Here is a 14,587-nt window from a genome sequence, read left to right on the forward strand (position 1 = left end):
CACTGGGTTATTTAGGGTCCGCCTCGATGGTTATGGTCGTAGGCGTAGGATCCGGATCTCCCCACTGCACAAACGAAAACGACTCGGGATCGGGAACGGGCAGCTCCGACGAGAATTGGGACTTTAACCAACACCCCTCCTCCATGTCCTTATGCGGGGGATACCCTTCATAGCAGTGGATGGCTCCATCCTCATCCCTGACCAGATAGCCGCCCAACACCGCACTTTCAGGCGCCTTTTTTCTGGATTGCCGCTCCGGCTTCCAGTTGGGATCGTACCCCTCGCAGAATCGCGCCAATTTTTCCGAGCCGGAAATAACCTCCCTGGCGTCTTTCCAGGTTCTGCCGTCGCATGCGTCGTGAAAGCAGTGGTAGGTAAGAAACGGCTTGTTAGGGCTGGATACGATGGCTGCTTCGCCGTCGCGATGGGAAGAATCAAACACGCACTCCTTGAGCAGATACGACGTTTTATTGCCGTCCGATTTGATCCCCGTGAGTTCCCGGCCGTAGTGGCGAAGATACTCCTCAACCATTAGGGGCCCCAAGACGCGCTTCCCGGAGCCAACCCCGGCGGCATCAAAAAAGTCCTTGGTTTCACCCTTAATCTGCTCGTCGATTACATCCCCAAATCCTCCAGCCAACAGCAAGCTATACGCCCCGGCCACAATCCAGGCGAAGATTCCCTCTTTTTCCCTCATGAGTTGTTCAAACAGGTTGATGTCTCGCTCCTCTCTCCTGAATCTGCGGGGAAAATTGAGGACAACGAATCTGCGCTGAAAGGCGTATGATGAATCCGCAATGGCGGGCGGCGTATTCATCGCAAAAATGTGCTTTGCAAAAGGCCTGAAGGACACCCGGGAGCCATACTTGACAGCGCCCTCCATCACCTGACCGGACACGGCCGATTTAAACACGGGAGTAGCATTCAGATTCCAGCGAATCGGATCTCCGCTAACCAGATTTACCATCTTGTCTTTTAGGAACGGAATGTTAAACCCTACCTGCAGGTCAGGAAGAGACACAGAACAACAGTTCTCACGGCCAAAAATCCCTGACAGAACTTTCAAAACTGTACTCTTGCCGTTGGCGCCGTCGCCGAACAAAATCAGTGCTGTCTGGTAATTACACATCCTCATGAGGCAGTAGCCCATGAACCCCTGAAGGAAATCTGCCTTTACAGGATTGTCAGGAAAAATCTCTTCCAAAAATTGTTTCCACCTGGGGCAGGCCGCATCCGGCTTGTAAGCAACATCCAGCACAGGAAGATCGCTAACATCCTCCACCACATCAGAATATAGCCCCGCGTCTCTCAAATCCACCACGCCGTTATCCACCCTCACCAACAGTTCGAAATCTAACCTTTTGTTCACTTTACCCTCCAATTTCTACAGGTTTAAAAGCCAGGTTTAAAAAGCACCGTTCACGCTGGCCGTTGTATATGGGACGGGAGTCTTCAACCTCCGGGAATTCGTTTTCCACGCAATGATAAAAACGGATCTTGCCCAGGGTTCTGATCCCGTCATTCTTCGCCCAATCCTTGTACATTTCAAAAAGCTGTTGCTTCGGAACATGGCTGCCCATCTCGACCCTAACCGTCTCATCAAAAAAGTTTTTGGTCGGGTCTATGTCGCTCATGAACTTCCTGGTATCCTTCTCCACTTGGCCATCCACATCGAAGCCGTTCCGGTTCATCAATTCCATCGCCCCGGCCACCATCCAGATAAAAATCCCGTTTTTCTCCGCCAGGAGCTTGGGCAGAAGGTCCGGATCCCGTTCTTCCTTTTTGAATTTCCGGGGAAAATGCAGCACGATGACTTTTCGGGAGAATCCGTCCGTCCGGTCCGAGATGGCCGGCGCCTGGTTCATGGCGAACAGAAATTTCGCAATGGGCTTGAACGATATGCGCTGCCCATACTTGAAAGCGCCCTCCATGGTGTCTCCGGAGATCGCCTTTTTTATTTCCGAAGTCCCTTTAGGCTGGCGGTCCCCGCCTTCCTCGTAGACGATGTTGACCAGCTTGTCCTTGAGATACGGGATATTGAATCCGATCTGCAGGTCGGAGAGAGAGACGGAACAGCAGTTTTGCCGTCCGATCATGTTCTCCAGGACTTCCAGAACCTTGGACTTGCCGTTGGCGCCGTTGCCGTACAGGAAAAGCGCCCGTTCATATTTACAGGTAGGCATAAGGCAGTAGCCGAAAAACTGCCTTAAAATGGTTTCCTTCTCGGGTTGGCCGGGGAATATTTCTTTAAGAAATTGGTTCCACCTGGGGTAGCTCCTCTCGACGTACTGATTTGCCATGTCAAATTCCACGTCCAACTGCACGCGGCTGCCGTATTTGGGATCATGCGGCTTCAATTCCAGCGTTGACAGATCCAGCATCCCATTATTGACGTTCACCAGAGCCTCTTCCCTGGGCCAATTCTCTTCTTCCAGGTTAACGGCCGATTTAAACACGTCGGTCACACTGGACAGCATCGAGGATCTCGTCTCGTTTTTCATGCATTGGACGATGAGCTGCTTCAGCGTCGCGTCGCTGAACAGCTTCCACACCCCGCCTTCGTAGCGCCAGATCTGCCCGGCCGTGGACACAACGGGAGAGAGCCAGGTCGCCAGATAGTTTGCGAGCCAAGCCTCCTTGAACGTGCCGCGTTTCCGTCCGTCCATGGCGAAAAAATCAAAGGGATCCACTTTGCCCGGAGGAGTTAAATCCTTATTGTCAGACCCCACCTCAATCGTCGGGGTGATAATAAGGTTGGCCGCCCACGAATCCCCATTCCCATTGCCCTGGCCATTCCCCGACCCGTTGCCGCCATTACGTCCGGATTGCTGCGCCGGCTTCCAGTTGGGATCGTAGTTCTCGCAAAATTGCGCCAGCTTATCCGAGCCGGAAATCACGCCCCTGGCGTCTTTCCAGGTTCTGCCGTTGCATGAGTCGTGAAAGCAATGATAAGTAAGAAATGGTTTATTGGGGCTGGATACGATGGCCGCTTCGCCGTCGGAATGGGAGGGATCAAAAACGCACTCCTGGAGCAAAAACCATGTTTTGTCCCCGTCCGGCTTGATCCTTTTTATCTCACGCCCATAGTGGGTCAGATACTTTTCAACATCCAGAGGCCCCAAGTCACCGCCCGTGGGATCGTTTTTCCGGGGCTGCACGGCAGGCGGCTGGGCCTTATTGGAGGAGGACGTGGAGGGCGCGCCGCCCTTATCATCTTTCGGAGCCATGGCGGCCAACTTCTCCAATAACTCCAGGGGGACCACGGGTACGTCCGCCAACGCGGCGGGAGCATTATTTAACAGCCTGGATCTTCGGTGAGGGCGATCATCGGTATGATCCCCTTTCCGCGCCATGGTTCCGTAGAGCTTCCAGATCCGGGAAGCGTTAAACACCTTCTGGTCTATATCCACTCCATCCACTTGGATTTTCGCCTGCAGGGCGGCCAGACATAGGTGTATCAAGCCCTTGGATTCCGAAATTTCCAGAGTGTTTTCCAGGTCCGGAAGACGGTAACACACATGATAACCGTTGCCGGAAAGCGCCCGGACGCCGGGAGGAAAGCCCAACTCCTTTTCAAGAAGGTTCACCACGTTGACCGCAGCTTCTTTTGCCAGCCCCAACTCTTGTTTTGAACTCGAAATGCCCGCCGGTCGCTTTGGGTCCAGATCGATGGGAAGCCACCGAATTGCCTTGATATGATTGTTTCCGGTTGTAAGGCCCTTCTTATTAGCGACGATCAAACGGTTGCTGGCACGGGCGAGAAGGGCGGGGTCACAGGGGTTTATTGTAAAATATACGCCGCTGGTCTTGGCCTTTCCGAGCTTTTCAGCCGCAATGCCAAAATCCTTGGCATTATCGAAGTAACCAAAAACGGTTCCATCCCCCCTGGCGAAGCCATCCCAGACCGGATTCTTTCCGTTGGCGCCCAGGGCGCGGATCTCCACAACCTCTCCGGGCTCGAAAAACAGGTTGTAAACCCCCTCCATTGACATCTATCAATCGCCCTTTCTTCTCTGAATCCCGTGCTTTTTCATCCAATTCGAAAGGTTTCTCACGCTGGTGCCCAACTGCTCTGCAATACTTTTCTTGGTGACGCCCAATCCCGCCAACTCACGGATCCACGCCTCATGCGCATCCAGCTTGGAGCGGCCCACGCCCTGGGGACGGCCCAACTTCTTGCCCTGGGCCTTGCGGGTCGCCAAAGCCGCCTTGGTGCGCTGGCTTATCAGATCCCGCTCGATCTCCGCAGCCATGGCGAACACCATGGCCACAATCTTGGATTGCATGGTGCCGTCCAGGGACCAATTCCCTTTTGCCGCATACACGCGGATCTCCCGCTCCACGCACAAAGCCAGGATCTCCATGATTTCCAGCATGGATCTCCCCAGGCGGGAAAGCTCCGCAGTCAGGAGGACGTCGCCGGTTTCAAGCCGCTCCACCAGTTCACCCAGCTTGCGTTTTTTCCAGCTCACTTTGCCTGATACCGAATCTTCGATGAATTCCACCTGGCCCAGGGATTTCTCATTAGCCAGGTTCAGGATTTCCAGGCGTTGATTGTCTACGTCCTGGCGGTCCGTGGAGACCCTCAGATAGGCTATCGTTCGCATACGATTTCCTCCGTTAAAGGATGCATGAGCCGCCCCGCCTGCCATCCTGGGAGGGACTCGTTTTGGAGCGGCCCATGCTGCAACTTGCATTTCACACTGTAGGATTAAACACTGCTTCTTCTCACCTCTACCTGCTTATAGGCGGCACCCCCTTTCAAAAAACTTCCCATCAGTCATGGAACAAAGGCCTCCCATTGCCGGACCTCTCCAAAATCGCCCGGGCGCCTTCCAGCATCCAACAGAAAATGCCATCCCTCTCAGACTGGAGTTGCACGTCCAGGCCTTGATCCTGTGCATAAGGAGGCAGGCTGTTTTTAAACTCAACGCAAAGCATGGAGCCGCCAAGCCCGCCCTTTAAATCTTGGGGCTCCGGGGCTCTTTCGGCCTCGATGATGAACTTGGCGGTGTTCTTGAATTGAAAAGCGAAACGGCCTGGACTTTTCGCCAGCATGGAATCCCCGGCGATAAGCCGCCGGAACGCCACACGGGACAAACCATCCGACTCCAGCCCCATGCAAAAGCTCAGGTTCAGCAGCTTCCCGGGAAGCAGGGCCAATTTCTCCATTTCCGATAGTTCCTTCAGCCACACGCCGGCGACATTCCGCAAGCCCAGTACATGCACCAAAGCCCGGATCGCCGTGGACTTCCCGCTATCTTGCGGCCCATGAATAAGCAAAAACTTGCCGGAGTGAACCATGGGGAGCAGGCACAGGCCGAAATATCGCTGCAGCAAGGTTACGGGACGCGGGGCGCCGTCAAAGGCTTCGACCAAAAACTGCATCCACCGGGGACATTGGGCGCCCTTATCGTACCTTGCGGCAATTTGAACCCGGCTGTACGATCCTGAAAAGTGAGGCCTCAAAAGGCCTGTAGCGGCGTCCACGATGCCATTGCCGCAATTGACAAGGCGTGTAGAAGGATTCGGGTCCCAAGGATTCGGAGCAGCATCCACAATCACGGAAAGCTCTTCAAAAACGGCGTCCGTATACGCCCGTCCGCCGGCCTTGGACAAATCCGAGGCGATCTCATCAGCCATTACCAACCGGTCCACGTGAGCCCAGACTCCATGGCAGAATGTCCAGAACTCCATGCCGTCATAAATCAAAGGGTCAAAACGGCGCTTTAAAAATAGGGCCGCATGAACCGCAGGCGCCTTCCAACCGTCGCCGGAAACCTCCTGGGACGGCGACAATGCATTCTCCATCAATTCAGCTTGCATTTTCCCCCTTTATAGTGGCTTGCCCTGTTCGCAAATGCGTCAGATGAGGTCCGCATTGCTACTTGACCCGTCAGGGCTGCCGGGAGGAGCCTGTGTGTTTCGCATTTTTTGCATCATTACATCCAAATCGGCCTGATTCCATGTCCTGGCGTTGGGCGATCCCGAGTAAGGAACGTCGTACTTCTTCGTCACCCTCTCGAATTTCTTCTTCTTCATGCAGCAATAAGCCATCGCTTCATCCGAGTTCATCCACGGCGTCTCAATAGTCCGTCCGCCCTCCAGGACAACTTGTTTCATTCATCCCTCCATGATCTGGGTCCAACCGGCCGCGCCCTTATGCCCGCCGCCGCCGCGAACCGAAGCAATCACGCTTACATCCTCCGTGTCGGAATAGACGGAGTGTGTGCGCACCAGTCGGCCGTCCTGCATTTCCTCCACGTAGCAATGGGCCACGTCGTACCCCATATCCAGGATGATCTGACCCAGGTCGCCCGAACCGGGATAGTTCACGCAAAGACAGGTTGTTCCGTCCAGATCCTCGCTCCGGCCAAGGCGCTTTGCCATGCCTTCCAGCATCACCATGCGGGACCGCCGGAAGCCTTCCCCTTCTACGACCATGCCGGAAATCATGTTCCAGGCCGACATTCCAGGCAGCAGGAGCCTGTCCCATATTTTCGCATCAGGATCATGCTCTTGGGCGATCAGGGACTCATAAAAATACCGGGTCATATCCCCCTGCTCGAAAGCCCAGATGTCCCGGTCCGCCACCAGAACAACGGCTTGCGGAGCGATCGATTCCGGGTTGCAGTATTCCCAGGTCAGGAGGCAGGCGGCTTTCTCTATGCTGCGAATACCGGCTACATGGGCAAACTGTTCGCCCATGGAGTCGAGCGCCGTCTTGTGGTGATCCACCCACGTAAAATACATGCCGGTTTCATGGATCATCTTCTCCATGCGATCCGAGTCCAGGGAGAAGTCCAGCATCCAGAGTTCGTCCACGTCCCGCGTGAAATCCTCGAAGATCTCCCACGGAACCGGGTCGCCGTATTGCATGGGAATGCAATCAACATCCAGATCCTTGGACAACTTGTGCCTTGCGGCTATGGCCGCCGCACACTTGCCGTCAGCGTCATCATGGTAGATAATTACCCTTTTCACGATTCCTCCTAACCTCTCTTCGAATCAGCCAGAACGCCCAGGCTGCAAACGCCAGGATCGATTCCGGCAAATGAGAGCTGATAAATAGTCCCACGGCTTCCGTCACTGCACACGCCGCACCCGGTTCCATTGCCATATTTCCGCCCTTATCCGTCATTTCCGTAGGGGCAGGATTCCCCTGCCTTGCAGTTGCGAGGTTCCCTCGCCTTTTAAAAGTTTTTGCGGAGCTTTTTCCAAAAAGCGACCCGCCGGAGACATGTCCTTAAAAACAATGACGGCCCAGGGCCTGGGACGGAACGCCGGTATGCGGGACGGCGCGGTCGAACCTGGCTTTTTGACTCACCCAGGCGGGCCGAAGCCGCCGTCATTTGTTCTCAACGCTTTCCAGATAAAAACGCACCTGGACTACCGTTTTTTCCAGGTCGTCGAGTTGGGCGAGGATTTGCTCCGCCTCGTTGCCGTCCAGCTTCTTGTCATCCAGGGCCTTGGCGGTTTCATCCATGACGCCCGAAAAATTAAAGGCCAATTGCGCCGTAAACTTCATAAGGTCCACCGGATCTCCCGGCTCTCCGGTGGGGCGCAGAAACGCCACCCTCCCAAGCAGATCCTCGATCCAATCCAGGGCGCGAAAATCTCTTGTCACCTGAACGATCCGGACAAAGGTCTCCAAGCCCAGTTTGGCTTCACCCTGTCCGGAAATTTCGTTCCGGAGCGTGGAGTATTTCTTGTTCACCAGGGGCGCCACGGCCTTGGTTCCAGGGATACCCACAATCACGTTGACCTTTTCCATCAACTCTTCAAAATCAGGCATGGGAACTTGCTCCATGTTTCTCCCCTCTTCCTCGTTATTGACTATTGCGACTACTCCCTCTTAAGTCCCAAACCCTTGACGGCGCGGTATCTGCCGTCCGGCCCGTTAGGGCGCCAAAAGCTCACTCCGTCCAGCGCGCTGATTTCCTTGAAAAAATTTATCAATCCCAAAGGTTGAATGGATAAATTACGGCAAAAAGCCAGATACGCCTCATAAAGCTCCTTGCGCGGAACGGAAGCCTCGGATTCCAAAAAGCAACATGAATCCAAAAACTCCCTGACCCCGCCCTGGATGGACTGCCCTCCCCCCACCAGACGGCACAAATCTCCGTAGGTTTTCCAGATCCTGGGCAAGGCTTCCGGGTTGGTGCAGACCATCCGTTGGGCCATTTCCAATAATTTGATGCGTTGACTGGGTTTTAAACCGGCTTGATAAACAAGGATGGCGTTATGATCTTCATCAGGATTGGATATTTCGTAGGAGCCTGTTCTTCTAAGCTCCGGAAGAACTTCATGCGTCACCCACCGCTTGAACGCCTTGGCCGCCTTCTTGCGGGATCGAAAAATCAGGGAATACACACCCGGCTCATTGATGATGTTTACGTTTGGATTGCCGCCATTTCGGGAGGTACTATCATTAATACTGATAGTACTCCGCTCGTCGTCATCCAACCCGCTTAGCGCCTGGGGAGTATTCTTAATCTCCAGAATCCTGCAAACGTCCGCAGCCACCCACCAGGGGGTTCCATCATCGTCCATCACAACCCGGACGCGGACGCCTTGATAATCGAAGTTCACCAGTTCATTCATCCAACTCCCCTTCGCTTTAGAAACATTCCCGTGTCTTCTTATTGTCTTGCCGGTTTTCAGGCCGTATTCTCTTTTGAAGATGGGCAAGGTTTGGAAAGGGCCGCTTTTAGATCTTCCGGAGGCCCGAACATCCACAGGATTGCGGAAACCTGCAGCCCAAGAGCCTCGAATGACAGATTTTCCAATTCTTTAGCCCTGGATTTTGTTATTCCCTTGTGCCCATTAACAACATCCGACAGGTAATTGGCGGACATTTGGCTATGCTTTGCCAATTTTTTTAGTACCCCGTATTTTATTCGCTTCATTTTCACCCTCTGACTGAGTGTTTTTACTCATTTAAAAGGGTGTATTTTAATAAGTCAAGAAAAAAACACCATTTATTTTGAGTATAGACTTTAAAAACACCCCATGATAGAGTGATTTCCAATGAAACCACTTGATATATTTCACAATTACTTTCGTGTGGCGTTGAGGGCTAAGCTCAAGGAGCAGGGCTGGGGTTCCCAAGGAAAACTTGCGGATGAAACCAGGATTGGCCGGAACGCTTTAAACGATTACCTTCGCGGAGCGAGAAATATTTCGGAAGACCGCAAAGAACGTATTGTCAAAGTTTTGGGCGCCACCTACGAGGAGATGATTGCAGAAGGAAGAAAGATTCTCTTAAAAGAGGGAGAGCCGGCGGATCTTTATCCGACTGAAGATGCACCCAGCGGCGAAGTGGTTCCATTTACGGAAACAATTGCACACCCTTCATTCCAGCAAGCCTGTCAGGATTTGAAAACCATTTTCGAGTCCGGCAACGCCAACCTTATCTCGGCAATCAGCGCAAACCTCTCCGAGCTTTCCGCGTCAGCCGGCAGCAAAGCAGAATTGGACCAGCTAAAAGCAGAGACGGAAGACCTTAAAAAACGTTTAGAGAAGCTGGAGCAAAACGAGCCCGGCCCCGCGGAAGAGGATATGGCAGCGGCCAGCGGGGCGGAATAACCGGGCTGTCGGCGTCAATTGCGCGCCGGGACAACTGCTGTGTGGGGCGGCTGGATGTTTCGGGCAAAATTCTGGATCTTTCTTACCCTCCTGGCTATCAAGGCATTGCACCTGCAAAAAAATTGATTGGGTTGAACATTGCGGAAGTGTTTCCGCATTTTCACGAGGTGGAGTCCTGCCTTCGAGCTGTTGATGCTGTCATCCGGTATAAGCGCGCCTTGGTCCACACCCATGCGGTGGCCTTTGGATCCCGCCGTGGCTTGCGCCAAGCCCGCATCCTTCCTCTATCCGACACCGAAGTCGTCTTCTTCCAATCCCATTGGAACAACTCCCGGGATTGGACCGTTTAACTAAATGCCTTGAACTAAAATTTTCTTGGTGCTATTTCCAAATTCATGAGTTTTACATGTTAACTTTTTCAGTAGTTAGACAATGTCTGTGCTAATAAAGAACTTGTTCCAGGAGGGGAAAATGTCATACTTTGGAAAGATCGTATGCGTAGCCATCTTAATCACAGTTATGCTTGGGCTGTTCGGTTGCGCTTCTATTGAATACAAACAAGGATACCAGAACAGGGAATTCTATTCCGAGCGGTTTAATGTAAACGTCCTTATATCCAATGGCTTTAGAATTATCAGCACGGCTGCTACAGGAAGCAACAAGTTGGACGAAGCATACATTTTCAGGAAGGATCTCGCGTTGGGAGAAAACTCCAATGCAATCATTATCCTTTTTTGCGACACCCTTTCACAAAGCCGCTCCAGGACAGGCAAATGGTATCTCGGCTCAAACCCATTGCTGTTTGACGACCGTCCTGTCATTGACCACGGACAGACGAAGTTCCAGAATCGCGACTATTACTATGCCGTTAAGTTTTACAATGTCATTGAAAAAGGCTCATGGCTGGATAAGGCATTCTCACAAGACGCCGACCGCCATTCGACAATGTGTATTTCAAAAGAGTACAGGCGGCTAATTAGCGGACAATACTACTTTACTATCCTGTATGCGGAAAATCTTGACGGCGGCCACGCGCCGGATGGCCTTTCCTGGAGTAATCCTAACCTCCTAACCGCTGAACAACTCTCTTTTGTCGCCGACTTCGTTAAGCGTGCTAATGAATCTTTTGAGGTCTTGGAATACAATAGCCATCCACACCAAAAGAGCATCGTCTCCGCCCGGGAGTCGCTAAAGGAAGTCAAGCCTGATAGTGTGGAGGAAGGCAGCTTGACGTCTTCCTTTTACGGCAGGGTTTATACCAACTCAGAAAAAGGCTTCCAAATCACCTTGCCTCAAGGCTCAAAAACCACTGATGAGATTGAAAAGGCTGACATACTGTCCTTCATTTCCAAGGATGTCTACTTCAATGTAAACGCCTGGCATCAGCCGGAAGGGTTGGCTGACTTCGACACAACATCCCTTTTCGATAAGCTGCTCTGCCTAATAGTTGACCCGGCGCTTGAATTAACGGTCTTGACCAGCGAGGAAGCCCGCTTCTGCGAAAGAAATGCTCGCATTCTCACCTATAAGGCATCCTTGCCAAGACACCCCTGCACCTTTGGAAAGTGCTATATCTTGTCTAATGGAAGCCACTTATTTCTTCTGGACTTCATGGTTAAAGACACCTATTGCATGCCTGCCAGGGAACAGTTCAAGCAAAAGGAAGTGTATGCGGATGAGGTTTTGGAGTCCTTCCTATTCATAGATTGAGCCCCAAAGCCCCACACCTATCCCTTGAACTTCCTGGGCCTGCCTGAAAACCACCAGACGATGACGGTCGTCACGGTGAACACCGCCGTGGTGACCGTATATTCGAACACCTGCCAGAACAGCTCGGGTTTTTGCTCCAGCAGCACGTCCAGGGGGATGATGTCCAGAAACTCCCAGACCAGCCAGAACAGCATTAATGCCCCGGCGTAGGACAGGTTGGGCCGGACCGTAGCCCGGTAGAAATCCGCCAGGATCAGCAGCCAGGCGGCAAAAGATCCGGACTTGATTGCAATCCCACTGGAATAGGTGGCCTTGTCCGCCGCGAAGGAAGCCTCCATGGCCTGGTTCTCGGAAACCTCCACTCTGGCCGCAGCCTCAATGTTGGCCAGCCTGGATCTGCTTTCGATCTCCATGGCCAGAATCTCCCGTTCCCGGTCCATCATCTTTTCTTCGTGCTCGTAGTCCAGGCGCTTTTTCTTGAGGTCCAGCCAGCCGGACGCCAGGCTGCCCAGGATCCCCGTTACCGCGCCCATGGCTGAAGAACCTATAATCTTACCCAGCAGTCCCAGAATAATGCTCATGTCATCCTCCTTGATTACCCCCCATTCTAAAGTTTTTTGGGAAGGGGTCTGGGGAGATACTTTTTTTCAAAAAAGGGTTTCCCCGGAAAATTTCTTTCTTCGCCCTTTATTCTTCTTCTGGTAGTTCCGTTGCCCACACAATCTCCAGGCTGAACGGTTTTTTCTCCATGTGATTCACAAAACGCCGCACCGTTGGCCTGGACACAAGCACCGCGTCCTGTCCGTCCAGTTGTCCGTGCCGATCCCCCAGGAGGATGCACCCCTCGGAATGGGATTTGTAGCCCAGGGATTCGTCTCCGGCCACGTTGCCGGAGTGGAACAACACCCAGGACCGGCCCGGAACGTCCTTGATCCAGTAAAAATGCTTTTGAAACCGGTTCGACCAATGCAGCTCACACTGGTATTCTCCGGGAGGGATGCAGGATATGTTGGGCCGATTGTCCCGCCACGGCAGTTCCAGGGTCTTGCATGCAAAGCCCGCGGTTTCCAAAACGCCCAGGGTTCCCTGATCGCCGGTCCGGAACCTGGTGATTTTCACATCAGCCGCCATTTTTCCCTCCCTGCATCCTGATGGAAGCGTCCCGGCTCCCGTTTCTTTGCCCTTTTAAAAAGGAGACGTCCTTTTCCACGGCGTCGGTTTTTTGAAACAAGGTCCTGGCAATCTCTTTTCCGACAAAACGATCCGCCAGGCTTTCGCGGCATGCGGACTGGCTTTTTTGAATCTCTGCAATCTTGACGTCCATGGATTTCAGGGTTTCGTTGATCTTGTCCAGTTCGGGGCTCAGTCCGGATGCCGGCGCCGGCTTTTCTTTCGGCTCCTTTTTCGAGAGCTTTTTAAACGCCCATGCCATGGCCTGAACCAGAAGCTGTTTGGGAACCTCCAAAGCCAGCAAGAGGATGAACAAAACGACCAAAGCCTGCACGTTGTTGTTTTGAGCAAGAGCCTCCATATTGAAAAACCTTTCGTTTAGTTCCCGATTCGATCCACAAGCCAGTGGTGGGCTGCATCATTAACTTTCGACTCCGCCTGCAGGAATATATCGATGGTGGAGGCTCCCGAAAAGGACGGCGTGTTCGGCGCCAAATTCAGAGAAGCAAAGTCTGCATCCTGGGCGCCCTTGTAGGACAGGGACACGGATCCGGCCGCGTCAATGGAGATCCGAAGCAAAATACTGCCTCCATATGTGTAGGAAACCGGATCGTATTTATTGGAGTTTCCGTCGCCGTCAAAACTCCGGGCCTGAATCCAGCCGCCAGCCAGCCAAAGGATGCCGGCGCTGTTTGACAGGGCGCCGCTCTGCAGCCCTTCGGCAATGGCGCCGCCGTGGAAGGCGTAAAGGGCGAAGCCGGAACCGGAAACCTGGTCATTATAGCCCGGGCATTCCACAGCGGCCTCGATGGTAAGAGGGTACGAGACTTCCGTTTCTGCCTGATACAGGCCCATATAGGCGTTGGCCCCGTCCGTCGGGCCATCCACAAAAAAGTCCAGTTTTCCGTCTGAAATCGCAGCAGTCCCCGAAGCGCTCATGGGCAAAAGCGTCCATTTGGAATCAATATCGGGACCCTCAAATTCATCAGCCCATGCCGGCGGAGCGGAGGATTTGATGAATTTGTCTCGCAGCCAGGCGCAAAAGCCCTGGGCAGGCGCCGTTTTGGTTTGGTCCGGCAGGAGTATCTCCAGGATCCCGGCCAACGGATTGAAAAATATATCCACTTTCTGTCTCCAGTTTTATTGTTTCCACGATCTCTCCGGGCAGAGGCCCGGTGTCATTTTCGTTTGTCCGTCATCCCCGAGTGTTTCTATCGGGGACCCAGTGTCTTTGCCCCTGCGCCTGTCCTCATTCCGGGTTTCTTTTGGAAGGGGTTTGGGGAAACCTTTTCTTTTTCCCTCAAAGAAAAGGTTTCCCCAAAATGCTGTAATGTTTTCCTCGCTTTACGCGTAGGTATACGAAGCCCGGTTGTCCCACACGCGATCGTAGGCGTTGGAGCCTTCGGCGAACTCCACATCGGTGACGTTTTGGCTTCCATCATAGGTGAATTTTTTGATTTGCCAGCACGCGGAGCTGGGCGACGATCCCGGCGCGGCCAGACCGACGTACAGGGGATTGCCGTTGCCGTCGTATTCGATTTTGGTTGTAAGATCTCCCGTGGAGTACGGGTATTGAATGCTTTCGGTGGTCAGTCCCATGGCCTTGCCTCCCTTGTTTGTTTCCGTCATCCCCGAACGTTTTTCTCGTTCCTCACGCTCCCGCGTGGGAATGCATACCGGCGTTTCGCATTTGTAGGGACAGGCCCCTGTGCCTGTCCGCAACTACATCCCCCTTGACGGGGCGAGGGTCGGGGTGGGGGTGATTTTGTAAGGAGGGCGGCCCTATAAACGCAAAAACCCCTCCTGTTTTAGCCGCCAAACAGGAGAGGTCATCAAAAACAAACCCTATAATTTATGCGACATAATTACCATTTAATTAGATCGATAGTCAAGAAAATTCCAAATTAATCCACGCCCCCACGCGGGGGGCGACTGAGCGAGGCTTCTTTACAAATGTCCGATAAAAGAAACACCCCCACGGGCGTGGGGAAGACTGAAAAAAGCCAAAGCCAAGGTCCGGGAAATGAGAAACACCCCCACGGGCGTGGGGAAGACTGTGCCGCGAATACTACGACATTGCCCTTGAAAGAAACACCCCCACGGGCGTGGGGAAGACTTC

At 53.1% G+C, this 14,587-nt stretch carries 17 protein-coding genes; 3 read left to right on the forward strand and 14 right to left on the reverse strand.

The window, feature by feature from the left end:
* Positions 1–7: 7 nt before the first annotated feature.
* From G491_RS0126425 to G491_RS0126465, 9 genes are all read right to left on the reverse strand, one after another.
* Positions 8–1,369: a DNA primase family protein gene (locus G491_RS0126425; protein ID WP_028316663.1), complete on the reverse strand. Its 1,362-nt coding sequence runs from the start codon at positions 1,367–1,369 to the stop codon at positions 8–10.
* A gap of 1 nt (position 1,370) precedes the next feature.
* Positions 1,371–3,992 carry a DNA primase family protein gene (locus tag G491_RS0126430; protein ID WP_028316664.1) on the reverse strand — a complete coding sequence of 874 codons (2,622 nt, stop codon included), beginning with the start codon at positions 3,990–3,992 and terminating at the stop codon, positions 1,371–1,373.
* Between the two features lie 3 nt (positions 3,993–3,995).
* Positions 3,996–4,607 carry a recombinase family protein gene (locus tag G491_RS0126435; protein WP_028316665.1) on the reverse strand — a complete coding sequence of 204 codons (612 nt, stop codon included), beginning with the start codon at positions 4,605–4,607 and terminating at the stop codon, positions 3,996–3,998.
* A gap of 169 nt (positions 4,608–4,776) precedes the next feature.
* On the reverse strand, positions 4,777–5,826 hold the full coding sequence (locus G491_RS0126440) for a hypothetical protein (RefSeq protein ID WP_028316666.1): 1,050 nt from the start codon (positions 5,824–5,826) through the stop codon (positions 4,777–4,779).
* 39 nt (positions 5,827–5,865) lie between these two features.
* Complete coding sequence (locus G491_RS0126445) at positions 5,866–6,123, reverse strand: hypothetical protein (RefSeq protein ID WP_028316667.1); 258 nt, start codon at positions 6,121–6,123, stop codon at positions 5,866–5,868.
* Complete coding sequence (locus G491_RS0126450; protein ID WP_028316668.1) at positions 6,124–6,984, reverse strand: hypothetical protein; 861 nt, start codon at positions 6,982–6,984, stop codon at positions 6,124–6,126.
* 364 nt (positions 6,985–7,348) lie between these two features.
* Positions 7,349–7,810, reverse strand: a complete 462-nt coding sequence (locus G491_RS0126455) for a phage regulatory CII family protein (protein ID WP_028316669.1) — start codon at positions 7,808–7,810, stop codon at positions 7,349–7,351.
* A gap of 35 nt (positions 7,811–7,845) precedes the next feature.
* Positions 7,846–8,604 carry a BRO-N domain-containing protein gene (locus G491_RS35140; RefSeq protein ID WP_084511709.1) on the reverse strand — a complete coding sequence of 253 codons (759 nt, stop codon included), beginning with the start codon at positions 8,602–8,604 and terminating at the stop codon, positions 7,846–7,848.
* Between the two features lie 56 nt (positions 8,605–8,660).
* The gene (locus tag G491_RS0126465; RefSeq protein ID WP_028316670.1) at positions 8,661–8,909 is read right to left on the reverse strand and encodes a helix-turn-helix domain-containing protein; all 249 of its coding nucleotides are present in this window, start codon (positions 8,907–8,909) and stop codon (positions 8,661–8,663) included.
* Between the two features lie 121 nt (positions 8,910–9,030).
* On the opposite strand from G491_RS0126465, the gene G491_RS0126470 reads away from it, so the two are divergent.
* The 3 genes from G491_RS0126470 (at position 9,031) to G491_RS0126480 (ending at position 11,298) form a co-directional block, all read left to right on the forward strand.
* Positions 9,031–9,588, forward strand: a complete 558-nt coding sequence (locus G491_RS0126470) for a helix-turn-helix domain-containing protein (RefSeq protein ID WP_028316671.1) — start codon at positions 9,031–9,033, stop codon at positions 9,586–9,588.
* A 41-nt stretch (positions 9,589–9,629) separates the two neighbouring features.
* Positions 9,630–9,938 (forward strand): hypothetical protein, encoded by a 309-nt coding sequence (locus tag G491_RS0126475; protein ID WP_028316672.1) that lies wholly within the window; start codon positions 9,630–9,632, stop codon positions 9,936–9,938.
* A gap of 121 nt (positions 9,939–10,059) precedes the next feature.
* Positions 10,060–11,298 (forward strand): hypothetical protein, encoded by a 1,239-nt coding sequence (locus tag G491_RS0126480; protein ID WP_028316673.1) that lies wholly within the window; start codon positions 10,060–10,062, stop codon positions 11,296–11,298.
* A gap of 17 nt (positions 11,299–11,315) precedes the next feature.
* Here G491_RS0126480 and G491_RS0126485 read toward each other — a convergent pair whose 3' ends face one another.
* The 5 genes from G491_RS0126485 to G491_RS0126505 form a co-directional block, all read right to left on the reverse strand.
* Entirely contained in the window at positions 11,316–11,879 is a 564-nt protein-coding gene (locus G491_RS0126485) for a hypothetical protein (protein WP_028316674.1), read from the reverse strand.
* Between the two features lie 106 nt (positions 11,880–11,985).
* Positions 11,986–12,429, reverse strand: coding sequence for a DUF5675 family protein (locus G491_RS0126490; RefSeq protein ID WP_028316675.1), 444 nt, complete (start codon positions 12,427–12,429; stop codon positions 11,986–11,988).
* Positions 12,419–12,829: a hypothetical protein gene (locus tag G491_RS0126495; protein WP_028316676.1), complete on the reverse strand. Its 411-nt coding sequence runs from the start codon at positions 12,827–12,829 to the stop codon at positions 12,419–12,421. Before G491_RS0126495 ends, G491_RS0126490 begins: the two co-directional genes overlap by 11 nt.
* Before the next feature lie 17 nt (positions 12,830–12,846).
* Complete coding sequence (locus G491_RS0126500; RefSeq protein WP_028316677.1) at positions 12,847–13,593, reverse strand: hypothetical protein; 747 nt, start codon at positions 13,591–13,593, stop codon at positions 12,847–12,849.
* Between the two features lie 219 nt (positions 13,594–13,812).
* Positions 13,813–14,067, reverse strand: coding sequence for a hypothetical protein (locus G491_RS0126505; protein WP_169829529.1), 255 nt, complete (start codon positions 14,065–14,067; stop codon positions 13,813–13,815).
* Positions 14,068–14,587 lie beyond the last annotated feature (520 nt).

The sequence above is a fragment of the Desulfatibacillum aliphaticivorans DSM 15576 genome (assembly GCF_000429905.1).
Classification (GTDB): Bacteria; Desulfobacterota; Desulfobacteria; order Desulfobacterales; family Desulfatibacillaceae; genus Desulfatibacillum; species Desulfatibacillum aliphaticivorans.

Coding starts and splice junctions, on each gene's coding strand:
- G491_RS0126430 (WP_028316664.1), bottom strand. CDS start 3,992: ATGTCAATGGAGGGGGTTTACAACCTGTTTTTCGAGCCCGGAGAGGTT.
- G491_RS0126435 (WP_028316665.1), bottom strand. CDS start 4,607: ATGCGAACGATAGCCTATCTGAGGGTCTCCACGGACCGCCAGGACGTA.
- G491_RS0126440 (WP_028316666.1), bottom strand. CDS start 5,826: ATGCAAGCTGAATTGATGGAGAATGCATTGTCGCCGTCCCAGGAGGTT.
- G491_RS0126445 (WP_028316667.1), bottom strand. CDS start 6,123: ATGAAACAAGTTGTCCTGGAGGGCGGACGGACTATTGAGACGCCGTGG.
- G491_RS0126455 (WP_028316669.1), bottom strand. CDS start 7,810: ATGGAGCAAGTTCCCATGCCTGATTTTGAAGAGTTGATGGAAAAGGTC.
- G491_RS35140 (WP_084511709.1), bottom strand. CDS start 8,604: ATGAATGAACTGGTGAACTTCGATTATCAAGGCGTCCGCGTCCGGGTT.
- G491_RS0126465 (WP_028316670.1), bottom strand. CDS start 8,909: ATGAAGCGAATAAAATACGGGGTACTAAAAAAATTGGCAAAGCATAGC.
- G491_RS0126470 (WP_028316671.1), top strand. CDS start 9,031: ATGAAACCACTTGATATATTTCACAATTACTTTCGTGTGGCGTTGAGG.
- G491_RS0126480 (WP_028316673.1), top strand. CDS start 10,060: ATGTCATACTTTGGAAAGATCGTATGCGTAGCCATCTTAATCACAGTT.
- G491_RS0126485 (WP_028316674.1), bottom strand. CDS start 11,879: ATGAGCATTATTCTGGGACTGCTGGGTAAGATTATAGGTTCTTCAGCC.
- G491_RS0126490 (WP_028316675.1), bottom strand. CDS start 12,429: ATGGCGGCTGATGTGAAAATCACCAGGTTCCGGACCGGCGATCAGGGA.
- G491_RS0126495 (WP_028316676.1), bottom strand. CDS start 12,829: ATGGAGGCTCTTGCTCAAAACAACAACGTGCAGGCTTTGGTCGTTTTG.
- G491_RS0126505 (WP_169829529.1), bottom strand. CDS start 14,067: ATGGGACTGACCACCGAAAGCATTCAATACCCGTACTCCACGGGAGAT.